Raw genomic sequence first — 25,060 nt, forward strand, 5'->3', positions numbered from 1 at the left:
AACCTTAACTGGTTGTTGTAAAAGTAAAATTATGTGGGATTTTGATTGTAAATTCAGTGCCTACATCAACCTCACTTTGTACTGAAATAATACCGCCATGGCGCTCTACGATACGTCTACATACCGCTAGACCAATGCCTGTTCCTTTATACTGCGTACGTGCATGTAAACGTTGGAATGGGATAAATATTTTATCTTCAAACTCTTGTGAAAAACCAATGCCGTTATCTTTTACGATGATTTCATACCATAAACTGTCGGTTTCTAATTGCGGGTCGTAGACTATAGTTTCTTTGTAATTGATATTGATATGAGGTGAAACGGCTTCTTTTTTGAATTTTATTGCATTGCTTAGCAGGTTCAAAAATAGTTGATCAAGTTGTGATTTATCACCATTTATCACGGGTAATGAGGTTACTATGATCTCCGCCTTACTTTCTTCAACGGCCACTTCTAAATCATCTAATACGGCTTCTAATACTTCATCTAGCGCAACATTTACAAATTGTTTACCTCGAGTGTTGATACGAGAATACTCGAGTAGGTCATTGATTAAATTCGACATCCGTTCTGCCGCATTATACATTCGTTGAAGGTAATCCTGACCTTTAGGGTCAATTTCAGTAGCGTAGGTGGTCATCAGGCGATCACCAAAAGCCCTAATTTTTCTTAACGGCTCCTGCAAGTCATGTGATGCCACAAAAGCAAAGTCTTCTAATTCTCGGTTACTGCGTGATAACTCCTCGGAGTACAGAGTTAACTCTTTTGTACGCTCTCTCACTTCATCGGCTAGTTTTTCATTTTGTTGCTCTAAAGTATCTTTGTATTGTTGCTCTGTTTTATTATTAATACGCACTAAAAACCATAATCCAAACAATAATAAAAAACTGGTGATAGCGGAGATACTGAAGGTCACCTGTGCTTCTTTTTCAATCTTATTGAGTTTTTTGTATAGGTTATAACGATGTTGAACTTCAGCATTTTGTAATTCATCAAAATAGGTTTTGATTTCGCTATAAAGGTTTTTACCTCTACCCGTCATTACTGCGCGAATAGCACTTTTTTCTTTGTCGTTCAGGGCGAGTTCAACGGTGTAGGTCAGTTCATCTAATTTTGTTTCAACGAGCTTCAACAATACTTGTTGTTTTTCTTTATTAGCGACCATATCTAACTGCAGTGCTTTGACTTTTAGAATTTGACTTAATACTAATGAAAGCGCTTCTTGATAGGGTGCTAAATATTCCTCATCTTCAGTTAATAAATAACCACGTTGCCCAGTTTCTGCTGATAAAACAAGTATATGTAATTTATCTAAGGCTAAAATAACTTCCCCTGTGTTGGTTAAGCTTTTCTGTGTTTTTGCTAGTTCATCGATTGTTTTTAATGCTAATACGACATTAATAGTGATCATGCCGATGACGATAAAGTAGATTAATGCCCATGAAATTCGTTTGTTATCTAATAAGCGAGCAATCGATGTCATTTATTTTCCTATATATTTGCTTTAAAAGCGTTTTTAAAGATAAGTTAAAACTTAATTTACTCCAGATTATCTAGCCTCGATTAATCCGATTTTTTATTCGCAATATGCTCTAAAGACTGGCTACATTGTTGGCACGAAATAAGAATTTTATCAGCGGCTTCTAATGCTTTTTCGATTGGCATATTATTTTCAAGCACTAATTTAATCATCTCTGCCTGCATTGAAATTCTATTTAATGGGGCACGGGCATCATGAATTAGTTCATTGATTTTTTTTGCTTCACTGTTGTTTATTTGCTCACTCATTACTTAAGTAACCTTATCTATTAGTTAATGATTTAACGTAGAAGTCTTTGAAAATAGAACCTCACTCAGCTTTCGTTTTAGTTGCTAACTCAGCGCTTATACAAATGGCTTACTGAAATGCTTTACTCTTTAAATTCGCCATAGGCATGCAGGCGGTTGTATAAGGTTTTAGTACTAATGCCTAGCATCTCAGCTGCCAGTGATTTATTACCATTTACATCTTTTAAGGTGACTTTGATTAATTCTTTTTCAACATCTTCTATGGTTTGTCCTGCGCTTACACTGTGGCTACTTTCTGATATCGAAGAGAAAGGCGACCTGAATATTGTTGGTAACTCAATCGATGTCGACTGTGGATCTGACATAATAAAAGCGCGATGAATGGCATGACGCAATTCTCGTACGTTACCTGGCCAGTCATAGTCCATAAGGCGTTGTAATTGTACCGCTTGCCATTGGTACTGGCGGTTATTCTCTTCATTAAGTTCATGCAAAAAAGTATGGGCTAATAAAGGAATGTCCTCTTTACGTTCGCGTAAAGCTGGGATCGCAATAGGAAAAACGGCGAGCCTGAAATAGATATCTTCGCGTAAACATTTCTTCTCTGCAATCTCTGCAACGCTGCGATTAGAGGCTGAAATAACACGGCAATTAACCGTTACTTCTTTGGTGCCACCTACCGAGGTGACTTTTTTATTTTCTAATACACGTAATAAATTTGGTTGCATATCAATTGGCATTTCAGTCACTTCATCTAAAAATAAAGTGCCATCACCTGCACGTTGAAATACGCCTTCTTTTTTAGCAATTGCGCCCGTAAAAGCACCTTTTTCATGACCAAATAATTCACTTACAATGAGCTCTTTGCTTAAAGCGCCACAGTTGGTTGCGATCAGTTGATGCGCTGTGTTGTTTACTTTATTAGTCGCGCTATGAATAGCTTCGGCAACAACTTCTTTACCAACGCCACTTTCTCCCATCAACATCACATTAGCCTGTGTCAAAGAAACACGTTCAATCATGGTATAAAGGGCTTTCATCGCATCGGACTCACCAATTAAACAACCAAAATGTTTATTTGGTAACGATGAATTATGTTTTTTATTTGTTGCTTTGGGACTTTTGTGTGAAAGCGCTTGTTCTAAATCTTCACGTTGTAAAGGTTTAGCAAGGTAGTCTATTTTAGGGCCACATAAGCTGTCTAACATTCCTTTTACTAAGGGGTGTCCTGTGATCAGAGTGATATAAGGTGTTTGATCAGACTTATTAATGTAATCAATTAAGTGCAAGCCGCTTCCATCGGGCAACATAAAGTCTAAAAAAATATGCTCAAAGTCATTATTTTCTAGTATCTGATATGCTTCCTGCAAAGAATTAGCCGTCATGATGTCATGCCCAAGAAACTCAATAATATGACATGCTACACTTGTAAACTCTTCATCGTCATCAACTAATAATATATTTAACACGGTCATCCTTTATGGTCATTCAATAGACTTTTTGCCTATCACTAAAATATTTTATAATGTCACATACTAGCAATTTTTAACGGCAAGTGATTACACATTTTTATTCAAATATCGACTTTTTAACAACCTGCCTCGTTTAAAAGGAAGATTTTTTATTGTGTATTATTAATTAGTTAAAGATCTTTATACAAATTACTCCTTAAGATATAGGCATTAATACTTTAGAATTTGATAGGGAGGTTTGTATGATTTAATCAAAAGGTTTAGATAGCTTTTAAATAGTTTTTAAATGGCTTTGAATTAGTGATCGCTTTATGTGCATGAAAAAAGCACACCGAAGTATGCTTTATTTTATTCTTGAGCACTGATTAATATTTAACTGTCAGCAATTTCTAATTTGTTTATAACAGATTTTACATCTTCGCTGTTTTTAGCGATCATCACTGCTAATTCTTCTTCACTGTCTGAGTCAACTTCACCGGTTAATATCACTACGCCATTAAGCACTTCAACTTCGATGCTTGTTCCGCTCACGTCCGATGACATTAATAATTTACTTTTAACCACGGCTTCAACTTTTGAGTCGGTTAACGAAGCAACCAATTCACTATCTTGTTCTTTATTAATCACTGAAAGTTTGTTGTCAACTGAATCAACACCTTCAAGGCTTGCTACTAGCTCTTCCGCCAAAGATTTATCTACAGCGCTATCTACTTTACCCGTTAGGATCACAACACGGTCTTGCACATCGGTATTAATATCAAAAGAGTTTAAATGACTGTTAAATAAAAGCGTTGTTTCTGCTTTACCATCTAACCATGCATCTTTAGATTTATCTTCCCATGTATTGTCTGCGAATGCGGCTGTTGAACCTGCAGTGAACAAGGTAAGTGCAATAATTGAACGAATTGAGTTTTTCATCATTTTCTCCTTTTTGATTAGGTAATATAGATTAGCGATTATTATGCCAAAACTGTAAGTTGTTGATTTTTAATTATTATGGTTTTTTTAGGTGGCTTTTTAGTGAACTCACTTTGTTTTTATTACATGCGTTAATGTAAAAATTACAAGGGAGTATCGCCGGTAAGCATTGACCTCACGGCTCGCTGGCTTTGCATCTTAAATGAGCACGGTTATATCACCCCTCTAGGATAACTTCACGAGTAATCCTAGAGGGGTGGGGTGCTATTCGCCTATTATTAACGATTAGATATTAACGATTGGATTACTTAGTAATTATCTGTCGTGTTTGATTTAGCAATGGATTTAGCATCTGCATGAGTCTGTTTATTATGCGTTTCGTTAGTTGATGTAGCGCTTTGTTTGTCGTTAACTTGTTCAGCATCAGTTTGTTCAGTTAATAGCTGACCTAACTGTTTTCCCCCTTTAATTGCAAAATCCAGCGTACGAATAGGGAATGGGATCAAGATATCAGCTTCTTCTAGCGTATTTTTAATAACAGAAATAGCTTGGTGTCTTGCTGCCATGAAACCTGTTTGGCCAGGGTAATCAATCCAAAACCACACTAGTAAATTAATAGCGCTATCTCCAAAACTTTCAGCGTATACATTGGTTTCCTGTTTTTTGATCACAAAGTCACATTCATTTAATGCGTTAACTAACAGCTTCGCAGCCTGGTCGGGATCGTCGGCATAGGAAATTGAAACGGGGATTTCAATACGTCTTTCTCCAATCACTGTGTAATTGGTTAATATATTTCTGAACAATATTTTGTTAGGGATGATTTCTAGTTGGCCAAAAAATGTTTCAACTAAGGTATTGCGTAAGTTAATGGTTTTAACAGTACCAAATACACCATCAGCTTCGACTATATCGCCGATTTTAAATGGTTTTCGTATACCCATTACAATGCCGGCAATTAGATTTTCAGTCATATCTTGGAAGGCAAAACCGATTGCCAAACCTATTATTCCTGCACCCGCTAATAACGAGGTGACTGTACCTTTTAAGCCAACAAAGTCTAAGCAAATGAAAATACCCATTAATATCAAACAGGTTTTAAGAATCGCTGTAATTAAATCAGCTATTTGGTGGGAGTCAAATGCGCGCCTTAATACTTTACGCATTACATTACCGGCAATACGTGCGAATAAAGAGAAGAAAATAATAAAGATAATTGCCACGATTAAATTGGGTATATGCTGAATACCTGTCTCTATCCAAGTATTTAGCTTTTCTTCAATCAGTTTCCAATATTGATCAATATTTAATAAGTCCACGTCGTACTCCTAGAAAAATCATACATAAAACTCATACATACAAATTACACTGCAAATTTTAGGCCCGGACTTAACTTGCTGATATTATTTAATTTATTAGTTTTTTTGATGGATTTTAAAAAGCGAAATAGTAAATTTTACAAAAAAATTGTCAGTTATTCCTAGAGCCGCATCTTCTTTGCTGAGGATAATATAGAGTTAAGTGCAATGACTGTTGCGCTGATGGAAGGGGGCTTGAAATAAAAGCGCTAAGTGTTATTCCCTATTGTGAACAGGTTCACTAAGCGCTGTTATTTTTATTGTTTTAAAAAAACCGTTAACGCACTGGGGTTAATACAAATATTGAGCGTATCACTTTCAAATAATTCACCATCAATGACGTATTTAATCGTTTCTTTACTATTGATTTTTATTTTTTTAACACGCTTAGCCCGAATATTTTGTTCACTATCTACTGGCCTTGGTTGGTCATTATTAAAGCTCAATCCAGCTGAAATTAATTCACCTAACCCCATTAATTTACTGCCTACCTGTTGTGTTGAGTTAATCCAAGTAACATCAAGGTAACCGTCTTGAATGTTAGGTGCACCATTACCTTGTGCTAGCAAACTTGTTACGGGAGCGGCATTGGCAACTACAAAACTTGTGGTTTCGATAGGGGTAAAATTCTGATCATCAAAGGCGACATCAACATGATAGGTTTTTCCCTCTGAATAGGCTTTCCAAAAACCATTTAAATATGCAAATTGCCCGTTATCATCTTTTACTTCTCTGTCTGCAAAATTGATCATGTCATATTCAAGGCCAATCCCTGCTAATAACAGCGCCGTTTTACCATTACATTTTGCGGTATCAATTTTAACTGTTTGCTTATTACATATGTGTGATAGCGCAAGCTCAACGGGGGTTATTTTAGACAGGTGGCCGTATAAATGGTGGGCTAATGCATTAGCGGTGCCCATAGGTAAAAAACCAAATGTGATATTGGTATTCACCACCTCTTCAGCAACTTCTCTTAAAGTGCCATCTCCTCCCGCAGCAATGACTGTCGAAGTCTTAGCCGCCAGCGCTTGTTCGGTATAGTGTTTAGCGGATACTGTTGGGGTTGTTTCTCTTACTGTTAATGAGAAGTGTTTATTAAGTTGATTGATAACATCGACTTTATATTGCTCCCATTTCCCACCACCTGCAGCCGGATTTACAATTAACCAAGCCGTTGGATAAGTATTAAGGCTTTTCTGTTCTCGATATTGCGCTAAGCGTCTTAACTGTTTTTTGTTTAAGCCTGCCTGGGTTCGCACACTTGATATGTTATCTAATACTTCTCGAACGGTTAAGTCCGGATTTTTTGCTAATAAATAAGCCGCGGCAACAAATACCGAACGGCCTCTGCCTAAAGCGCAGTGAACCACTACGTTGTTACCGTCATTAATATGGTTGTCGATCCAAGTGATTGCTTGCTGTAAAGAATCGAGATCCGGTGTTTGATGGTCTAAAGTTGGGATGTTCAAATAATCTAGTTCTAATGCAGTACTTCCCCAATCTAAGGCACTAAATTCAGCGGTCATATCTACAATTGCATGAATATCACTGATGTCACCGGATACAAAGTCTTGTGTATTTAAACGTGTTGCGACGAATAAACCTTTGCCTACTTTATGTATTTTAGGGGTCTTATCCAGCTTCCTGGCAATGCCATTATAAATATAAACACCTGCAATAAATGGCCATAATAAAACATTAATATAGAGGGGAATGCGTCCATCGCTATTTTTTCTAAATATACTGGGCATCTTAATCAGGTAAGCAATTGAAATAACGGCGAGAGAGGCACTGATCCAATATAAAATAAAAGACAGTAAAAAAGTGCTGAAATAACCCAATAAAGCAAAAATGAAGGTTAACGCGATGTAATAAAAATAAATAGGCATTACTAATCCCCTTATGAAAAAACGATAGCATTACCAGAGGGGCGCACCCATCTATCAAAGCAATCAATAATTAAGTGTATTTGCAAAGGCTGTACCAAACTTTAACTTGCTGATAAATATTGTTTTATTGTTTTTTCTAAATGAAAATTTAAACTGGTTTTGTAAACTTTACATGAGTGATTGTTAATACTGCTCGATTAAAATGGCAATGGTGGTGCTTAAATTGGTAAGTTGTTTTTGTTTTAGTTGCTGTCGTAGTTGTTGTCGCTATTGTCGGGAGTTTTTTAGCTTCTTAGTATCTGAGAAAGTCAGAGGTTATTGTCTTTTAATAACTGAATAAATTCACTTAATGAATGTTGGTAAAAATCACGGATTAAATTCTCTGTTTCAAGTGCATTTTTATCCATAAAAAGACTAAAAACATCTTGTTTAAAAAAGGGGACTAAAAAGCGTCGGCGTTGAGAAACCTTGGCCGAAATAATCCATTTATCTTTCTCTAAGCTAGAAATCTGTAAAGAGGTATCGTCAAGCTCTGGAATTTGTAACATTAACATTTTCATCGTGGATGTTGGTTGTTTATTCTCCCATTGAAAGTTTCTAAAAAAATGTAATGCTTCGTTTAAGGTCGGCTGTAACGGAACATCTTGTTCCATTTCTTGATCGTAATAACCACAAAATATTCCGTTCATTTTTAGCTCCTATTCTAAGCTCCTGAACAATACTGAGTCCAATACCTTACATAGTTGATTTATTTAAAACCAGTGATTTTGAGCTGTATCGTTGATGAAAGCTAAAAAAATAATGATGATTTTGTAATAGGCCATAATGCTGATTGTTACTGGCCCTTTTCTTTTAACAATAGCAATAGCAATAACAATAAATATAATTAGTTAATAATAACGCCCAATTGATGCAGAACAAAAAACATAGAAAAGCTGATTAATAAACCACTAATCCCTAATATCACTCCTACTTTAAGCATTTGAGAACTTCTTATATGTCCACTAGCATAAGCGAGTGCATTAGGTGGTGTGCTGACGGGTAAAGACATACCTAAAGAGGCTGCAAAGGTTACTGATAATATGAGGACCATTTGACCGCCATAGGGAAGTAATGAATGCATCGATGCACCTAATGTGGCGACTAAAGGTAATAGCAGGTTAGCACTGGCTGTATTAGACATAAAATTAGCCATCAATAAACACAACATAGAAGCGCCAACAATCAGCACTAATGGGTGAAAGTGATGGAATGGAATCGCTTCGATGGTGCGTGCGGCCAGTCCTGTTTTATCTAATGCTAAACCTAAGGCTATGCCGCCGGAAACAAGCCATAAAACATCCCAGGAAATATGCTTTAAGTCTTCCTTACTAATGATATTAAAAATAGAGAATATGGCGACGGGTAACATAGCAACTACGTAAGAACTCATTCCATGCAAGTCTCCTAGTAACCATAATATGATGGTTAATAAAAAGGTTCCATAAACGAGCCAAGCCTTGGGCGTTTTTAAAAATGTGCCTTCGATATCTAGTTTTATGACATTAACGGAAGCAGGAAATAAATGGTTTAGTAACAACCAAGCTAGCAATAACATTACCGCAACAAAGGGCACACCCATTGCCATCCATTCTGCAAAGCTAACACTGTTTTCATTGACTAAGTATTTAAGCGCAACCGCATTCGGTGGTGTACCAATAGGCGTGGCGATACCGCCGATGTTAGCTGCAACAGGAACCGATAATGCAAAGGCTATTTTACCCATGTCCTTATCACCAAATAATGCTAACACTGGGGTTAAAATAGATAGCATCATAGCGGTGGTTGCGGTATTACTCATAAACATTGAAAAAACAGCGGTGATCAACATAATTCCAAGCATTACATATTTAGGCTGGTGGCCAAATGGGCGCAACAGTACGCGGGCTAAATTAATATCCAAACGATATTTGGTCGAGGCAATAGCTAAGAAAAAACCACCGAGAAAAAGCATGATAATCGGTGATGCGAAGGTGGCCATAATGTCAGTTTGGCTAAGTAAATGCCCTTGCAGTTGTGGTGTGTCATTGGTGGCAAACCATAATCCGTGATCGGAAATAAGCAGCAACTCTAATACAATAATTAACACGGAAGTGGCGTAAATTGGAATCGGCTCCAAGACCCAGCACAAAGCAGCCATTACAAAAATAGCCATCACACGTTGCTCTACTAATGTTAAACCAGCTAGTCCAAAGCTATCTGCGGGTAATACAATAATAATTAAGGGCAATAAAATAGGCAGAATGTACTTCAAGTTTTTTTTTATCATTTAATATGCCTCCCACAAAGCGATCCAATTTACGTTGATATTAATGTTAAGCTGTTGAAGTAATTCTGTTTGTATCCTCGCGTTATTTTATTGTCTGCTGTTATTACGAACTCGTTATTATCAAAAGCTAATGCAGCAAAATTTATGATTTAAGTAATCGATACAGAGTAGGGGCATCGAGTTTCTTTATAAAAGGTTCATAGTCAATTCCTTTTTCAAGGATGAATTGTGTCAATAACTCCTTCACCATTTGAATTAGCTCGTCAGAGTCCCAGGTTTTGGCTAAGAAGCCATCAACCTTGGCGCTGTTAATCGCTTTGATAGTATCTGCTTGTGTGGCATGGCCCGTAAGCAGAATTTTTTTAGTGCCAATGAAGCGATTGTCGGTTGCGACTTCTGTTAATAATGCAACGCCTGATTTAACGGGTAAAAAATGCCCTGAAATAATTAAAGCGACATATTCTTGCTGAGCATCGAAGGTTTCTAATAATTGCTCACATTGCTCTGCAGATTGGCACTCTTTGATAGTGAACATTTCACTAAAAAAGCTAAGGTCTCGATTGACGGCCTCTAGGATTTCGCGATCATCGTCAACGCAAATAATATTAATTTTTTCCATTTTAATTCCTCCTACACAGCCATCAATAAAAGTAATCATTGCTAATAAAACAAAAAGTCATTCACTCCAATAAAAAAGTAATTAGCTCCAGTAAAACAAAAAGTAACGATCTTCAATAGTAAGGTAATTAGCGCTAACAAAACGATGTTCATATCTAAGCGTTAACAAAGATATGGACAAAGGTATAGCATAGGCTCAACAGTCGAAATAGGTGTTCAGATCAAGTAAAGGCAGGATCGCTATATCTTTTAGTTGAGTTTGATAAGGGCGTCTTTAAAAGGTGTTTTAGCGTTTTTACCCGTTGGATTATTAGTGCTTAAATCCACATTTAATTCATATTTGAGAACTATTTATTTGCTATAGTATAACCATGGTAATAGTAGGTGAATTGCGTCGTTTTGAGCGCCTATTTAAGTCGCTATTACAATCCTTATTTAAGTTCTTAGAAGGCGAGGGTTATGCGTAGAATAAAATGGTTTATACCGGTTTTTTTTGGTTCATTGACCCTGTTATGGGTATTAGCCGAAAATTTTCAATTACTTCCCTGGTCTTACTTTCCCATTCGTAAAGTATTGATGCAGTATAGCGGTATTTTAGCAATGGCTACGATGAGCATTATTATGCTGCTAGCACTGCGTTTAAAGCCCTTAGAAAAGTTATTAAATGGTTTAGATAAGTCATATCGTTTACATAAATGGTTAGGCATAAGTAGTTTGGTGTTTATTCTTATCCATTGGTTTTGGACTAAAGGTTCAAAATATTTGGTCAACTGGGGGCTATTAGATAAGCCTGGTGGAAAAGGGCGAATGCTGTCAACGATTGATGCATCTTCATTTGAAGGGCTATTACATAGCTTACGTCATTCCGCTGAATCGGTAGGTGAGTGGAGTTTTTATGTGCTGCTACTATTGATTGCTATCGCCTTAGTCAAAAAGATCAGTTACCCAATATTTTTAACAACACATAAACTAATGTCCGTTGTTTATCTATTGTTTGTATTTCATAGTTTAGTATTAGTGAAGTTTAGTTATTGGCAGCAACCTATAGGCTGGTTTGTTGGGGTATTAATTGTCATCGGTTGTTGGGCTGCAATACAAAGCTTAGTAGGTAATATTGGACAAAAAAATAAAATACAGGGCCATATTGAAAGCTTTCATTTTTATAAAAGTAACCATGTATTAAGTCTCTGCGTGGGGACTTCAAAGCAATGGCCTGGTCATGAACCTGGGCAGTTTGCTTTTGTTACATTTTTGGGGCAAGAACCACATCCATTTACTATTGCGAGTATGCCAAACTCATCGGGTTCTGTGCGTTTTCATATTAAAGCGATTGGCGATTTTACGGATCGACTTAATACCAGCATTAAAGTGGGTGATCCGGTCACATTAGAAGGCCCTTACGGTTGTTTTAACTTTAAATCTAAAACCGGTCATCAAATTTGGGTTGCAGGGGGAATTGGTATCGCTGCCTTTACTGCGAGAATGGAAGCGTTGGCGAATACAGAACAGTCTTGCTCTGTGGATCTGTTTTATTGTACGCAAAGCCCTGATCCTATTTTTATTCAATACATTAGCTCATTAGCTAAACAAGCAAATGTTAAATTACACCTTTGGGATGTGAATAAGCAGGGATTTTTAAATGCTAAACAGATCACTGAAATGGCAATGGATTGGGCGGATTCTGATGTTTGGTTTTGTGGGCCTCAATCTTTTTCTAGTGCATTGCAGCATGCATTTGATGAGCTTGGATTAAGCAAAAGTAAATTTCATTATGAGTTATTTCAGATGCGTTAGTGGTTAATTATTTGCAGTAGTAGTTAATGATTTACAGTAGTAATTAATTATTTGCAGTAGTAATACTGCTGCTGCATGTTTTGATGAGTGTATTAATAGTAATTTATTCTAATTGATACACTTAAATTCATACACCTAAACTCGTACATCAAAAAAACAAAATCAAGGTGTTAGCGTGATTATGGAAGTGTTGTCAAAGGTCTTTGGCGGTTACAAACATGAGTTGGTCGCTATAAACATTCGCTAAGTACAGTCCAATTCGCATGAGATTACTTACTTGCTCATAAATAAAACCTATTTATTCTGAGGGTTGTATAAATTATTAAATACAAAAGTATGATGCATAGCATTATTTTTTATCATTTTTAGGACTAGGATGAAGTTCAAATCAACCGTGTCTATTAAAGAGATTTATTATGAAACAACCGAATGCTTTTCAACCTTTTTTATTTTCAAGTTTCCAAAAAATGCATAGTTTGACCTTAGGGGACTTAAAATGGAAAGCATTTGAGTCTCATGATTTTTTAGGTGATAGCGATGACTGGGGAATGGTGCTCGAAAATATGTTAACCGAGAAAAACCCCGATCTTTTAGCAAAATTAACGCTGTGTAGCGACCATGATATGTTTTGTATTCGCAGCCAAGATAGAGATGCATTGCATGACGTAGCTGAAATGGTGTCTGAGTTTTATGATGATGATGCGCGTTTAGATACTTTTATTGAACGTTATGCGCAGTATGACTTTGTACCTAACGCATCCGTTTGAAAGACTCTTTAAATAAAATCTTTGATTATCAAGAGATAATATTGAGTAAATAGCGAATTATTACTCGTTCACTATTTACTCACCTTCCTTGTTATTCTTATTAACAATAATTCTTAGCCACCTATGAGTCAGGTATTTAGTTATGTACTCTATGTATACAGTAAACTGTTCTGCTATGTATTCGGCTTTCTATTCAATTTTTTAACTTTCTATTCACGTTCTATTCAGTTATTTATTCAGTTAACTATGCTGCAATGTAACTGCGATATATTTAACTATTACTCATCCAGACACTTCCTGCCAATTATTATTGTTCGCCTTTTAATTTTACTTTTGTCATTTGTAAAGTGATGTAAGGTTGTTGTTATAAGGTAAGTAGCTATAAGATAAGCCATTGTAAGGTAAGTGGCTATAAGATAAGTTGTTGTAAGTTCGGTAGTTATAAATAGGTGAGTATCTAATTCTTTTTATAAAGTAATCATGAGGGTGTTATGGATTTAGTGATTTTTGATTGTGATGGAACATTGGTCGACAGTGAGTTTCTCTGTAACCTAGCGATGCAGCAACAGCTGGCAGAATTAGGTATTGAGGCAAGTGCTGAACAACTTGTTGCTGAGTATCGAGGTGTGAAGCTTAATGTGATCATGTCGAGCTTAGAAGCAGTATTTTCAACCACCTTTCCTGATAATTTCGAAGTTGAATATAGAAAGAAAGTAGCTCAACTTTTTGACCTTCACTTAACCCCTAATCAAGGTGTTATTGAGTTAATTGAATCGCTGAGTATTCCCTATTGTATTGCTTCATCAGCCCCTAGAATGAAAATAGAACAGGCACTACGAGTGACAGGGTTGGATAAGTATTTTAAAGGTAAAATATTCAGCGCCTATGAAGTCGGCTCTTGGAAGCCTGACCCTGGTTTATTTTTACATGTAGCAGAAACCATGCAGGTTGACCCCGCTAATTGTTATGTGATTGAAGATAGTCTGGTTGGTTTACAGGCAGCCAATGCAGCGCAGATGAAGAGTGTTTATTACGCGCCTAATGACGTTGAACAAAGTCCGCTCGCGATGTTGCAAGTACAACATATGTCGGAATTGATTGGCAAACTTTAAGTATGATTGATGTGCAAAGAATAAGGCGTTAAATCATCAACATACTCGATGATTTAACGCCTTTGCTTATGGCGTTGCTACCTTAAACTTGAGTGCGCTTAAGGTTATTTAAGCATCATAGGTGGTGGAGGAGATATCACCTCCATGCCCTGTCCAGTTGTTATGGAAGAACTCTCCAGCAGGTTTATCTATTCGCTCAAAGGTATGCGCGCCAAAATAATCTCGTTGTGCTTGGATCATATTCGCTGGCAATTGCGCCGTCGTGTAACCATCTAAAAAGGTCAGTGCAGAGGTCATACATGGCATTGGTAGCCCAATCTGCAGAGAGCTAGATGCGACGTCTCTCCATGCTGGTAAACAACGTTCTAGAATATCTTTAAAATAAGGGTCTAAGCCTAGGAAGTTGAGTTCAGGTTGTGTCGCAAAGGCATCTCGAATATTACCCAAAAATGCACTACGTATAATACAACCACCGCGCCACATTAATGCCACGTTACCGTAATTTAGCTCCCAATTATTTTCGTCCGATGCTTGTCTCATCAGCATAAAACCCTGTGCATAGGAGATGATTTTACTCGCTAATAGTGCATCACGTAGGGCATTAACCCATTTTGCTTTATCTTCTTTGATAGGCGAAATAGATTTGTTAAATAGGCTACTCGCTTCCACACGTTGTTGTTTAATAGAAGATAAGTAACGCGCAAAAACAGATTCAGTAATTAATGTTAAAGGAATGCCGAGGTCAAGGGCATTAATACCTGTCCATTTGCCGGTGCCTTTTTGCCCTGCGGTATCCATGATTTTTTCAACCAGTGGTTCGCCATCAGTGTCTTTAAAGGCCAGAATCTGTATGGTTATTTCTACTAAGTAACTATTTAACTCTGTTTCATTCCATTCACGGAAGGTGGCTTCCATCTCTTCATGTGACATCAATAATGCTTCTTTCATGAAGTGATAAGCTTCACTGATTAACTGCATATCACCGTATTCGATACCGTTATGGATCATTTTTACAAAATGGCCTGAGCCAGCATTACCTACCCAATCACAACAAGGTTCACCTTGATCTGTTTTTGCAGAAATACCTTGGAAGATAGGTTTGATATGCGGCCACGCTTTAATGTCGCCGCCTGGCATAATAGAGGGTCCAAAGCGCGCACCTTCTTCACCGCCTGAAACACCTGCACCTACAAAATGAAGGCCTAACTCGCTTAGTTTTTGAACACGGCGATTACTGTCAACATAATTAGAGTTACCGCCATCAATGATAATATCTCCTTTATCTAGGAGTGGCAGTAGGGCATCTATAAAATGATCAACAACGTCACCAGCTCGCACCATTAACATTATTTTACGCGGTGCTGCTAATAAGCTCACCATTTCCTCTAAGGAGTGTGCGCCAACAATATTGGTATCTTTTGCTGTTGATGCTAAAAATTGATCAACTTTTGACACGGTACGATTATAAGCAACCACTTTAAAACCATGGTCATTCATATTTAAAATTAGGTTTTGCCCCATCACGGCTAGGCCTATGACTGCGATATCAGCATTCATCATTGTTTCCTTTTTGTAATAGTGTTGCGGATTCTGGATCTAAATAAAACTCGGTTAATCCTGATTTAGTTGAAATATGAGCTGCAGGGTAGATGTCCCCACTGCTTGCTTGAGTATTTATGGTATAAATCATCTCAGCTTTACTCGCGCCCATCACTAAATAAGTAATGCGTTTACTCTGCTCTATTAAATGTGCAGTTTTAGAGATACGTAGTTGACCAGATTGCGGTTGTGTTGCAATAAAAGTTAAGTTGGTTTCTTCGTAATTAGTTTGCCCTGGGAAAATAGATGCTGTGTGTCCATCTCCTCCCATTCCTAAAATGATCCAATCAAATTGTGGAATATTATCATCACCGCAAGGGATTATGTCTTGTATCTCTTGAGCATAGCGCAACTCCTCTTCAGCGGGAGGGTTTTCACCTTTAATGCGATGAATATTTTCTGCTGGTATATCGATATGATCAAATAAACGTTGTTTACATTGACCGTAATTACTTTCTTCGTGGTCAGGGGCAACACAGCGTTCATCACCCCACCAAAAATGCAATTGCTGCCAATTGATGGTGTTTGCGTAATCGGAACTTGCTATATAATCAAATAACAGGTTAGGCGTAGAACCTCCCGATAAAGAGATATGGATTTTATGCTCACTAAGACTGAGTTGTTGTAAATCAGTCGCAAGTTTATCAAGCAATGCTTGAGTGGAATTGAAAATTATATTATTCACATTAAAGCTCACAGTAGTCAGTATCAGTTAAATTCTTACAAGGAGAACGCCATGTTTGATCTTTTTCAAACAGCGCTTCTGCCTCAATCGGCCCCCATGTCCCTGCGGCATAACCGTAAAGATCAAAGGATTGTTTTTTATAATCAAGAATAGGTTGCACAAATTTCCAACAGGCGTGAACGGCATCACTTCTAGAAAATAAGGTCGCATCACCTTTTACAACATCCAATAATAAGCGCTCATAAGCGGTTAATAGTTGTGTGTTTTTTAAGTTTTTGTAATGGAAGTCCATGGAAACTTCCTCGGTGTTAAAACCAGACCCTGGTTTTTTTAAACCAAAAGTAAGTAAAGTACCTTCATCGGGTTGAATACGAATGATCAGTTTATTATCTGGTGGGTTTGCTGAAAAAACCGGATGTGGTGTTTTTTTGAAGTGAATAACTACTTCAGTAACACGAGTAGGCATGCGTTTAGCGGTACGTACATAAAATGGCACTCCGTCCCAACGCCAATTTTTGATAAACATCTTTAATGCTACATAGGTTTCAGTACGAGAATCATTAGGTACACCTTCTTCTTCTCGGTAGCTTGATAAGCATTTACCACGCACATGTGATTTTGTATATTGCCCTAACACTAGGTTATGTTTTAGGTCATGGTCGGTGAGAGGTTTTAGGCATTGCAAAACTTTGACAACTTCATCACGCATTGAATCGGCGTTAATCACTGCTGGCGGTTCCATTGCGACCATTGCGATCACTTGTAATAAATGATTCTGGATCATGTCGCGCATTGCACCAGAATTATCGTAGTAACCTCCACGTGTTCCTATGCCTAAATCTTCTGCGCCAGTGACTTCGATATAATCGATATATTTAGCATTCCATAAAGGTTCAAAAATACTATTTGCAAAGCGTAAAACTAACATGTTTTGTACTGTTTCTTTGCCCAGGTAATGGTCTATGCGATAAAGTTGTTTTTCGGTAAAGTCTTGATATAAGCTTTTGTCCAGTTCTATTGCAGATTCAAGGTCATAACCAAAGGGTTTTTCAATAACTAAGCGTTTCCATCCGTTATCTTCTTTATTCATACCATGCGCAGCAAGATTTTTAGGGATGACGGAGTAAAGACTAGGTGGTGTTGCAAGATAATAGAGGGTATTACTTGGTATTTCTAATTGTGTCTCTAAGGATTCAATACGCTCTTTAAGGACTGCATATTGATCTACTTTAGCAGGATCAATCGCTTGGTAAAATAAGTGTTTAGAGAATTTATTCAGTGCTGCTTGATCAACATCAGGGGCAGATTCGATATGCTTAATTAACTTATCTCGAAAACTCTGGTCACTATAATCACTTCTGCTGACCCCGATAATAGCAAATGAGGTTGGTAATTCTTTTAGCATATAAAGCTTAAAAAGGGCGGGTATTAACATGCGTTGTGTCAGGTCGCCAGATGCGCCAAAAATCACAATGCAGTTATTATCAAGAGTTAACATTAATCTATCCTTATTTAAATAGGCGAAAAAGATTAAAAAATCTGATTATTAAGTTATCGCGAATATAGATTTCATTTTTGTGTTTAAACTTTAACTTAGTGTTAAACAATTTTTGTGTTTGATTAACAGCCAATGATATGGACACTGTTTAAAACATAAAGTTTTGCTTCTATAGACTGTTTACTGAGACACCATATTCTAAACATGTTTTGTTTAGCAAGGATCTTTTTTATAATAAATTATTATCAACATATACTCCTTACCAATCAATATACATTATTCAGTCGCTAACTCGGGCCTCGGACAAGACGTAACATGACAACAATAGTCAATCCTTATCGAATGTTATAACGCAGTATTGGTTTTCGAGTTAGCGAGCCGCAAGGTGATTATCTTCATTTTCGTGGCAGGAGGTTTGTAAGTCATTTATTTTAAACGTTATATATTCAAGCCTATATCTTCACCTTATGCATTGAACTTGTTTAATTCTCTTCTTGCTGATTTTTGCATCTTGGATGATAACGGGTATGATTAATGAATTTCATTTTATAAAATGACGACGGTGATAATGATGAAAACAATACTATGCTTTGGTGATTCAAATACTTGGGGAACAGTACCCGATGAGAATCGACGTTATGATTTAACTGAAAGGTGGACAAGCTTATTAAAAAACGCGCTTCCTGCTCATTTTGAAGTTATTGAGGCAGGGCAACCTGGGCGTACAACTGTGCATGATGACCCTTTTAATGCTGGCCGAAATGGACTGCAATATTTACGTCCATGTTTAGAATCTCATGTGCCTGATTTGGTGCTGATCATGCTCGGTACCAATGATTTAAAGCATCGTTTTGGCCTGTCTCCCGATGACATTTCACGCGGTGTGTCTGTGTTAGTTGAAACGGTACATAAATTTGACACTGCTTGCAAAAAAAAGGCACCTAAAGTTTTATTGATCTCTCCTCCTCCTATTTATGAGGTTGGTGAATTCGCCGATATGTTTGCAGGTGGGACTGCTAAATCCTTATCCTTAGCAGAATATTATCAACGTAGCGCAGAAAAACTAGGGTGTAGCTTCTTTGATGCTGGTAGCGTCGTTACCTCATGTAATAAAGAGGGGATTCATTGGGATGTAGAGCAACATAAACTTTTTGCTAATGCCTTAGTGCCAGTGATTCAAGCTATTTTTAGTCATGATATCTAGTGCAGTCCCTCACTATTAACACTCACTAGTAAGGTTCGCTATTAAATCTTAATCATTCGATAGAAGCGACTAAAAGAGTGGCGCTGTTTTTTCCTGATTTAGTGTTAATCAGAGTGCCACTTCCCCTCCATGCTATTAGGCCAAGCTGTTCGATTGTAATTTATAGTTGTCGCTTTTTACTGATTGCTAAACTTCTCCACAGAATCCGATAGCCCTCAACCGTTACCAGCCTCTATCAATTTTTATAAATTTGTTCAATAAGACTTATTTTTCAATTGGCCGACATTTTTTAACTGTTTGATTAAATAATTATCTTTGATATTGTGGTCGCGCACGTTGATAGCAATATTAATGTCGCATATCCACCGTGAATATGGACTTTTACTTATTGTGTTGAATTCATGATTCAATGATTACAATCGGTATTATGCAACTTAACAAAGATGTTGAGGCGATGGTGTCTGTAGGTTTTTTTATCATAATTAAAAATTAATGGAGTTTTTCATGAAAATTATATCGAGCATCGCATTGCTACTTGTTTTTTTATCACCTAGTGCTTTTGCAAAATGGCAACTGCAAGGGAATGAATCTAGCGTCAATTTTGTCTCTGTAAAAAGTTCACAAACGGCGGAAGTACATCATTTTAAAAAGCTCACTGGCGCTATAAGCGATACTGGCGCAGTTGAACTCAATATTGATCTTACTAGTGCAGAAACGAATATTGGTATTCGTAATGATAGAGTTAAAGCGATGTTATTTGAAACATCAACATTTTCAAAAGCAAAAGTTAGCGGTGCTATTGATATAGAGAAAGTTGCGCACTTAAATGTAGGCGATAGCTATATTGAAACCGTTAAGTTAGACCTCGACTTGCATGGGGCTTCACAGGAAGTATCAAACGAAGTACAAGTGGTTAAACTTAATGATGGAAAATTATTGGTTAGCTCGATAAGACCGGTTGTTATTAATGCAAGTAGTTTTGGATTAGAGAAAGGCATCGAGCAATTGCGGGAAGTTGCTAAGCTGCCATCAATTAGCACTGCCGTTCCGGTAACATTTAACCTCATTTTTGTGCAATAAAAACGTCGAAATTCCGTTCTACTTATCGTTACAAGCAAACAGTTGGTTATTGAATTGAATTACAAAGTCTATATGGACTGATTCATAATCGGCTATTTTCATGTTGTTTAACACAACGAAAATCTTGAAATTTTACAATTTAGAATTTAACTAATTAGGAGAAATATAATGACACATTCAACAATGCAAGCTGGTGCGCTATTTCCGAGTACCGTGGTTACAAGTATTGACGGTGAAGCGGTTGATATCAGCCAGATTAGTGCAAATGCAGATTGGAGAATGGTGGTAGTTTATCGTGGAAAGCATTGCCCATTATGTACTAAATACCTGAACTTATTAGAAACTTATAAAGAAAGGTTTGCAGCTAACGGAGTAGAAATTGTTGCCGTTTCGGCAGACAGTAAAGAACAGCTTGAAATGCAATTACCTGCTTTAGAAATAAGCTTTCCTATCTACCATGGTTTGAGCATTGAGCAAATGAAAGCTTTGGGTGTCTATATTTCAGACCCTCGTTCTGAAAAAGAGACGGATCATGCTTTTGCTGAACCAGGTTTGTTTGTTATTAATACTAAAGGCCAAGTACAGCTAGTAGATATTTCAAATGGTCCATTCAGTCGACCTGATTTAGCTGTTTTAGCGGGTGGGTTAGAGTTTATTAAAGCGCCTGAAAATGATTATCCAATTCGTGGAACACATTAATAAACGAGTATAACGGTATAGTTTGTATTAGTTTAAACTAGAAAAATAGGGCTAAAATAAAAGAAAGCACTTTCTTTTTTTTAGCCCTTATTGTTTTAGTCTTTTTATTTTTCTGTTTGCTATTATTTTAGTTGATAAGCCTATAAAGCTTATTATTAACGAGGTCTTTATGGAATGGAGTACATGGTTAGTTTATATCAGTGTGATTAGTATATTGATATTCAGCCCTGGACCATCGGCGCTATTATGTATTGCTGATGGTGTTAAGTTTGGCAACAAGAAAACAATCCCTACTATTTTAGGTGGTGCAATAGCCGCTCTTATTTTGATGAGTATTTCAGCAGTTGGACTTGGCGCTATTTTGGCCGCTTCAGAACATCTCTTTTTTGTTATCAAAATGCTTGGTGCGCTGTATTTGATCTATTTAGGTTGGAGTGCATGGAAAGAAGGTAAAATTGACCTTCCATCTGAGACTACAATAAACACTAAATTAGTCTCTTATTCCAGTGTTACACTTTTTCGTAAAGGGTTTATGGTTGGTATTAGTAACCCTAAAGATCTGCTGTTTTTTATCGCTTTGTTCCCAAGTTTTATGGATGCACAATTACCTCAAGTTGAACAATATATTGTATTAGCCAGCACTTGGTTTTTAATCGATTGTAGCTCTATGTTTATGTATGCGGGTTTAGGATCCAAAATAAGTCCATTACTAGCTAAGCCTCGTACCATGAACATTGTTAACCGTGTTGTTGGTAGTGTTTTTATTACACTAGGCGGCGCATTAGCGGCTTCTGCTGGATTCGATAGGAAAGGGTAAGTATAAAACTATTCGAACAGTAATGAGCATACAGATTATTTAAAGCATTCAGTTGAGGCCGGTTTTACTAAACAATTAACCTCAACTGAATCAGTACTAATAATAACTATAAGCTAATAACTATAAATTGAGTAAATAGGCTTCAATAAACTTACCTTGATTAGGTGCTTTAGGCGCAGTTTTGAAGGTTAGAGTATTATTATTTTGACGTAGTTTTAGCGTATTACCAAATTCACATTCAATGTTATTAAATTGTGCAAACTGAGTTTTAAAGGTTTGATCATTTTTACACATATAAGCCATTTGCTCGGCAACTTGAGCACAAAAAGCACCTACAGCATATTGCTGCAAGGTTTTATCATCGATAGCAGTCCATTCCACGTTTGTTTTTATTGCTAGCCCGCACTGTTTATTAATATCAGTATTGGCTTCAGCGACTTTCTGTTGCTGATAATTCAAGTGCTTCTGACGATTAAAAGTAGCCAGTTTAGCTTGTGTGCCTTGCTTTAATTGCTGCTCGTACTGCGCTTTTAAATCGGCGACTATAACTGGATCAGACTGTTCTTTTTTTGATAAATACATGCCGTCACGGGTATCCGGTATATACAGTGTGTACGAGCAACAACCATAACTGTCTCCCACACTGACTAAGCCGCGCTCGGTACCATCATAGGTATATTTGTAAGCGTTATTACTTCCATGAGGCTTAAAATCGGTTAGAAATGTAATGCCGTCAATCTCATGATTAATACCGGTTATTTTTATTAATGCTTGTTTTTTATCTGTTGTCGGTGCGATAACAACATTAACACCTTCTCTTGAACTGAGTTCAATAGGATATTTAGCTAGCTCCAAAGCATAGCTTTTTGATGATAGGAGTAGGCAAGTTAGTAATAATATTTTTTTCACAATAAGTCCTTTTAAGTATCTTAATTTTATATTTAAATCAGTTTATAGCATTGATCATAATGATTTAAAAGCACTATACGTGAAGGGAGTTTTAGATATTTTTAACCTTGGCGTGTAAAGTAGCGAATCAAAAATAATTAATGGGCAATAAGATGAAAAAAGTAATCGATAAGCTTGCTTGGTTGATGATCGTTGATGGGAAATTACTTAATGCACGCTCTAAAGATAAAAGTCTTTTTTATTTACCCGGTGGTAAACGCGAAATAGGTGAATCTGATCAACAAGCATTGATTAGGGAAATAAAAGAAGAAATGTCTGTTGATATCATAGCCGACTCGATTCAATACGCTGGCACATTTGAAGCTCCTGCCGATGGCGAAAAGGCTGAAACGGTTGTGAAACTAACCTGTTATTTTGCTGATTTTGAAGGACAGCTTTGTGCTCAATCTGAAATAGCCGAGATCGCATTTATCGACTTTGAAAATAAATCGCGTTGTTCCTTGGGATCTATTCAAGTAATGCAATGGCTTAAGAACCAGAATTTAATACAATAAGACATTGATCTTTTTGCAAATTTTATGCAGATACTTTTAAGCGAAGATCTGTTTTAATAGCTTCCATCAAATAAGATTAGTTAGGAAATATTATGAAAATTACAGGAAAGTGTCACTGTGGTGATATCGTTTACCACGCAGAAATAGATGAAACTAAAGTAGTAAGTTGCCACTGTAGTGATTGTCAGGTGATGTCCAGTGGACCTTTTAGAAGTGCGGTAATGTCATTACCCAATGCAGTTACTTTTATCGGAAAAAAGCCTAAAGAATACGTTAAGACAGCGGAAAGTGGTAATAAGCGAGCGCAAGGTTTTTGTGAAAACTGTGCAACAACATTGTATGCAACATCGGTCGGTGAGGGTGATAAAATCTATGGTTTACGCCTAGGTGCGATTGAACAACGTGAGTTGTTGACGCCAAAAGCACAAATATGGTGTCGTTCTGCAGCTCCATGGTTGAAGGCATTAGCGGATATTCCTGCCTTTGAGACATCAATACCTAAATAAAATAGTTTTACTTACAAGCCTAAACCTATCTCTAACTTGATGAGAGCTCTACAGGTTAGGGCTTGTATCATATTAATCCAATCTGATTAAAGATGTTCATTGAAGGTGATGTTACGTCCACCCAAATAACCAAAAACACCACATAATAAACTGGATAATGCGCATAACCACAATACTGGAGTCCAGCTATCAAATTGAGAATGTAATAAACCTGCAAGCATTGGTCCTATCGCTGCTAGTAGATAGCCTATACATTGCGCCATTCCCGATAGTGAGGCTGCTTGTCCTGAATGATGGGTGCGTAAACTAATATATGATAGTCCGAGGATAAAAATAGCACCTGAACAAAACCCCATTGTTATCGACCAAACAAAAGCAAATTCCGGTAGGTACAATAATCCTAATGCACATATAAAACCTAATATCGCTAATGATAACGCCAACACTCGTTGATCTTTTAGTTTTGATAGCAGGGGAATCAAAATGATCCCGGGTACAGCAGAAGCAAGTTGAAAAGTGCCATGTAACACTCCCGCTTGCTGTGCATCATGCCCACCTTCCATCAATATATTGGGTAACCACGCAATCATTATGTAGGTAAAGAAGGAATTCAGTCCTAAACATAGTGTTATTTGCCACGCTAAGGCATGGTGCCAAATTCTTCCTGGCGAAAGTGCTTGGGTGAGGTCTTTAGTCGGTTTGGTATGTAATTTTAATTGCGGTAACCAAATAAGTGCGCTGAATAAGGTGACTAACCCAAAACAAGCCAAAGCAATCTGCCAACCTAAATCCTGATAAGCCGCAAGTGGAATAATCAGTGCTGAATAACTGCCGGCAAAAATACCCATTGCTAGCACATAAGCCGAAGTCATCACTGCTACTTTATGTGGAAAGTCACGCTTAATTAAACTGGGTAATAAAACATTACCAATGGCGATACCAACACCGATTATCGCGGTGCCAATGTAAAGCAATATCACCGAATCAATCAAACGAGAGCTTAACCCTAACCCAATCAATAACAATGCAATAAATAATGAAATTTCAAGACCTTGTTTCTTGGCTAAGGTAGTGGCCACAGGTGAGGCAATCGCAAATGCTAGTAAAGGTAATGTGGTTAACATACCAGCTTGAGAAGCACTTAGATTAAAACTATTAATAACTTGATCTAACACTGGGCCAATACCGGTAATTGGCGCACGTAAATTAGCGGCAATAAATAAAATACCAATAATTAGAATAGCAGAAGCAAGTCGGGACCGTTGAGGCGAAATGGAATGCATAATCAGACTCTATTATTATAAAAAAAAAGAGCGCAGATGATAACAGATAATAGTAATTAAACGCATCTAATCGTCACTAAATAGTTGAGTAAAAAATGATTTAAAATAATGGTTATTTATGTAGAGATTTAATGCATAGCTACAGATAAAAAATTTGCTTGTTGTTGCTTGTATGAAATTATTTTTATTTATTTAACCC

At 37.0% G+C, this 25,060-nt stretch carries 23 protein-coding genes; 9 read left to right on the forward strand and 14 right to left on the reverse strand.

The features are described from left to right. Positions 1-4: 4 nt before the first annotated feature. From GQR44_RS05035 to GQR44_RS05075, 9 genes are all read right to left on the reverse strand, one after another. On the reverse strand, positions 5-1,483 hold the full coding sequence (locus GQR44_RS05035; protein WP_166369886.1) for a sensor histidine kinase: 1,479 nt from the start codon (positions 1,481-1,483) through the stop codon (positions 5-7). An 80-nt stretch (positions 1,484-1,563) separates the two neighbouring features. Then, complete coding sequence (locus tag GQR44_RS05040) at positions 1,564-1,788, reverse strand: histidine kinase (protein WP_166369888.1); 225 nt, start codon at positions 1,786-1,788, stop codon at positions 1,564-1,566. Positions 1,789-1,910: 122 nt separating this feature from the next. After that, the gene (locus tag GQR44_RS05045) at positions 1,911-3,257 is read right to left on the reverse strand and encodes a sigma-54 dependent transcriptional regulator (protein WP_166369890.1); all 1,347 of its coding nucleotides are present in this window, start codon (positions 3,255-3,257) and stop codon (positions 1,911-1,913) included. Positions 3,258-3,632: 375 nt separating this feature from the next. Then, the gene (locus GQR44_RS05050; RefSeq protein WP_166369892.1) at positions 3,633-4,178 is read right to left on the reverse strand and encodes a BON domain-containing protein; all 546 of its coding nucleotides are present in this window, start codon (positions 4,176-4,178) and stop codon (positions 3,633-3,635) included. Positions 4,179-4,486: 308 nt separating this feature from the next. Next, positions 4,487-5,497, reverse strand: a complete 1,011-nt coding sequence (locus GQR44_RS05055) for a mechanosensitive ion channel family protein (protein ID WP_166369894.1) — start codon at positions 5,495-5,497, stop codon at positions 4,487-4,489. Between the two features lie 296 nt (positions 5,498-5,793). Then, a complete protein-coding gene (locus GQR44_RS05060) occupies positions 5,794-7,428 on the reverse strand; it encodes a diacylglycerol kinase family protein (RefSeq protein ID WP_166369896.1) in 1,635 nt (544 codons plus the stop codon). A gap of 308 nt (positions 7,429-7,736) precedes the next feature. Further along, on the reverse strand, positions 7,737-8,117 hold the full coding sequence (locus tag GQR44_RS05065; RefSeq protein WP_166369898.1) for a hypothetical protein: 381 nt from the start codon (positions 8,115-8,117) through the stop codon (positions 7,737-7,739). Positions 8,118-8,314: 197 nt separating this feature from the next. After that, a complete protein-coding gene (locus GQR44_RS05070; protein WP_205962966.1) occupies positions 8,315-9,736 on the reverse strand; it encodes an SLC13 family permease in 1,422 nt (473 codons plus the stop codon). Positions 9,737-9,878: 142 nt separating this feature from the next. Beyond that, the gene (locus GQR44_RS05075; RefSeq protein ID WP_166369900.1) at positions 9,879-10,355 is read right to left on the reverse strand and encodes a response regulator; all 477 of its coding nucleotides are present in this window, start codon (positions 10,353-10,355) and stop codon (positions 9,879-9,881) included. A gap of 458 nt (positions 10,356-10,813) precedes the next feature. Here GQR44_RS05075 and GQR44_RS05080 point away from each other — a divergent pair, with 458 nt between their 5' ends. The 3 genes from GQR44_RS05080 (at position 10,814) to GQR44_RS05090 (ending at position 14,027) form a co-directional block, all read left to right on the forward strand. Then, on the forward strand, positions 10,814-12,148 hold the full coding sequence (locus GQR44_RS05080; protein ID WP_166369902.1) for a ferric reductase-like transmembrane domain-containing protein: 1,335 nt from the start codon (positions 10,814-10,816) through the stop codon (positions 12,146-12,148). Positions 12,149-12,564: 416 nt separating this feature from the next. Beyond that, positions 12,565-12,915, forward strand: coding sequence for an Imm51 family immunity protein (locus GQR44_RS05085; protein ID WP_166369904.1), 351 nt, complete (start codon positions 12,565-12,567; stop codon positions 12,913-12,915). A 491-nt stretch (positions 12,916-13,406) separates the two neighbouring features. Continuing rightward, positions 13,407-14,027: an HAD-IA family hydrolase gene (locus GQR44_RS05090; RefSeq protein ID WP_166369906.1), complete on the forward strand. Its 621-nt coding sequence runs from the start codon at positions 13,407-13,409 to the stop codon at positions 14,025-14,027. Positions 14,028-14,135: 108 nt separating this feature from the next. Here GQR44_RS05090 and gnd read toward each other — a convergent pair whose 3' ends face one another. The 3 genes from gnd to zwf are packed head-to-tail and all read right to left on the reverse strand — an operon-like array spanning position 14,136 to position 17,809. Continuing rightward, positions 14,136-15,584: a decarboxylating NADP(+)-dependent phosphogluconate dehydrogenase gene (gene gnd / locus GQR44_RS05095; protein WP_166369908.1), complete on the reverse strand. Its 1,449-nt coding sequence runs from the start codon at positions 15,582-15,584 to the stop codon at positions 14,136-14,138. Further along, the gene (gene pgl / locus GQR44_RS05100; protein ID WP_166369909.1) at positions 15,574-16,311 is read right to left on the reverse strand and encodes a 6-phosphogluconolactonase; all 738 of its coding nucleotides are present in this window, start codon (positions 16,309-16,311) and stop codon (positions 15,574-15,576) included. The genes gnd and pgl overlap by 11 nt, the downstream gene beginning before the upstream one ends. Before the next feature lies 1 nt (position 16,312). After that, positions 16,313-17,809: a glucose-6-phosphate dehydrogenase gene (zwf, locus tag GQR44_RS05105; RefSeq protein WP_166369910.1), complete on the reverse strand. Its 1,497-nt coding sequence runs from the start codon at positions 17,807-17,809 to the stop codon at positions 16,313-16,315. Between the two features lie 571 nt (positions 17,810-18,380). Here zwf and GQR44_RS05110 point away from each other — a divergent pair. The 4 genes from GQR44_RS05110 (at position 18,381) to GQR44_RS05125 (ending at position 21,609) form a co-directional block, all read left to right on the forward strand. Beyond that, positions 18,381-19,013 carry an SGNH/GDSL hydrolase family protein gene (locus tag GQR44_RS05110; RefSeq protein ID WP_166369912.1) on the forward strand — a complete coding sequence of 211 codons (633 nt, stop codon included), beginning with the start codon at positions 18,381-18,383 and terminating at the stop codon, positions 19,011-19,013. 504 nt (positions 19,014-19,517) lie between these two features. Beyond that, complete coding sequence (locus tag GQR44_RS05115) at positions 19,518-20,093, forward strand: YceI family protein (RefSeq protein ID WP_166369914.1); 576 nt, start codon at positions 19,518-19,520, stop codon at positions 20,091-20,093. 168 nt (positions 20,094-20,261) lie between these two features. Next, positions 20,262-20,792, forward strand: a complete 531-nt coding sequence (locus GQR44_RS05120; protein ID WP_166369916.1) for a redoxin domain-containing protein — start codon at positions 20,262-20,264, stop codon at positions 20,790-20,792. Positions 20,793-20,961: 169 nt separating this feature from the next. Beyond that, positions 20,962-21,609, forward strand: coding sequence for a LysE family translocator (locus tag GQR44_RS05125; RefSeq protein WP_166369918.1), 648 nt, complete (start codon positions 20,962-20,964; stop codon positions 21,607-21,609). Between the two features lie 120 nt (positions 21,610-21,729). Here GQR44_RS05125 and GQR44_RS05130 read toward each other — a convergent pair whose 3' ends face one another. Next, a complete protein-coding gene (locus GQR44_RS05130; protein ID WP_166369920.1) occupies positions 21,730-22,518 on the reverse strand; it encodes a hypothetical protein in 789 nt (262 codons plus the stop codon). Between the two features lie 152 nt (positions 22,519-22,670). Between GQR44_RS05130 and GQR44_RS05135 the strand changes: the two genes are divergently transcribed. Then, a complete protein-coding gene (locus GQR44_RS05135) occupies positions 22,671-23,072 on the forward strand; it encodes an NUDIX domain-containing protein (protein WP_166369922.1) in 402 nt (133 codons plus the stop codon). A gap of 92 nt (positions 23,073-23,164) precedes the next feature. Next, positions 23,165-23,578: a GFA family protein gene (locus tag GQR44_RS05140; RefSeq protein WP_166369924.1), complete on the forward strand. Its 414-nt coding sequence runs from the start codon at positions 23,165-23,167 to the stop codon at positions 23,576-23,578. Between the two features lie 86 nt (positions 23,579-23,664). Here the strand turns inward: GQR44_RS05140 and GQR44_RS05145 are convergent, their stop codons facing one another. Further along, entirely contained in the window at positions 23,665-24,861 is a 1,197-nt protein-coding gene (locus GQR44_RS05145; protein WP_166369926.1) for an MFS transporter, read from the reverse strand. Positions 24,862-25,060: the final 199 nt, after the last annotated feature.

It is taken from the genome of Psychromonas sp. SA13A, from assembly GCF_011378715.1.
In the GTDB taxonomy this organism is placed as follows: domain Bacteria; phylum Pseudomonadota; class Gammaproteobacteria; order Enterobacterales; family Psychromonadaceae; genus Psychromonas.

Excerpts from the sequence above, each read along its gene's own strand:
- GQR44_RS05035 (WP_166369886.1), bottom strand. The coding sequence starts at position 1,483 with ATGACATCGATTGCTCGCTTATTAGATAACAAACGAATTTCATGGGCA.
- GQR44_RS05040 (WP_166369888.1), bottom strand. The coding sequence starts at position 1,788 with ATGAGTGAGCAAATAAACAACAGTGAAGCAAAAAAAATCAATGAACTA.
- GQR44_RS05050 (WP_166369892.1), bottom strand. The coding sequence starts at position 4,178 with ATGAAAAACTCAATTCGTTCAATTATTGCACTTACCTTGTTCACTGCA.
- GQR44_RS05060 (WP_166369896.1), bottom strand. The coding sequence starts at position 7,428 with ATGCCTATTTATTTTTATTACATCGCGTTAACCTTCATTTTTGCTTTA.
- GQR44_RS05065 (WP_166369898.1), bottom strand. The coding sequence starts at position 8,117 with ATGAACGGAATATTTTGTGGTTATTACGATCAAGAAATGGAACAAGAT.
- GQR44_RS05070 (WP_205962966.1), bottom strand. The coding sequence starts at position 9,736 with ATGATAAAAAAAAACTTGAAGTACATTCTGCCTATTTTATTGCCCTTA.
- GQR44_RS05075 (WP_166369900.1), bottom strand. The coding sequence starts at position 10,355 with ATGGAAAAAATTAATATTATTTGCGTTGACGATGATCGCGAAATCCTA.
- GQR44_RS05080 (WP_166369902.1), top strand. The coding sequence starts at position 10,814 with ATGCGTAGAATAAAATGGTTTATACCGGTTTTTTTTGGTTCATTGACC.
- GQR44_RS05085 (WP_166369904.1), top strand. The coding sequence starts at position 12,565 with ATGAAACAACCGAATGCTTTTCAACCTTTTTTATTTTCAAGTTTCCAA.
- GQR44_RS05090 (WP_166369906.1), top strand. The coding sequence starts at position 13,407 with ATGGATTTAGTGATTTTTGATTGTGATGGAACATTGGTCGACAGTGAG.
- gnd (WP_166369908.1), bottom strand. The coding sequence starts at position 15,584 with ATGAATGCTGATATCGCAGTCATAGGCCTAGCCGTGATGGGGCAAAAC.
- zwf (WP_166369910.1), bottom strand. The coding sequence starts at position 17,809 with ATGTTAACTCTTGATAATAACTGCATTGTGATTTTTGGCGCATCTGGC.
- GQR44_RS05110 (WP_166369912.1), top strand. The coding sequence starts at position 18,381 with ATGAAAACAATACTATGCTTTGGTGATTCAAATACTTGGGGAACAGTA.
- GQR44_RS05115 (WP_166369914.1), top strand. The coding sequence starts at position 19,518 with ATGAAAATTATATCGAGCATCGCATTGCTACTTGTTTTTTTATCACCT.
- GQR44_RS05120 (WP_166369916.1), top strand. The coding sequence starts at position 20,262 with ATGACACATTCAACAATGCAAGCTGGTGCGCTATTTCCGAGTACCGTG.
- GQR44_RS05125 (WP_166369918.1), top strand. The coding sequence starts at position 20,962 with ATGGAATGGAGTACATGGTTAGTTTATATCAGTGTGATTAGTATATTG.
- GQR44_RS05135 (WP_166369922.1), top strand. The coding sequence starts at position 22,671 with ATGAAAAAAGTAATCGATAAGCTTGCTTGGTTGATGATCGTTGATGGG.
- GQR44_RS05140 (WP_166369924.1), top strand. The coding sequence starts at position 23,165 with ATGAAAATTACAGGAAAGTGTCACTGTGGTGATATCGTTTACCACGCA.
- GQR44_RS05145 (WP_166369926.1), bottom strand. The coding sequence starts at position 24,861 with ATGCATTCCATTTCGCCTCAACGGTCCCGACTTGCTTCTGCTATTCTA.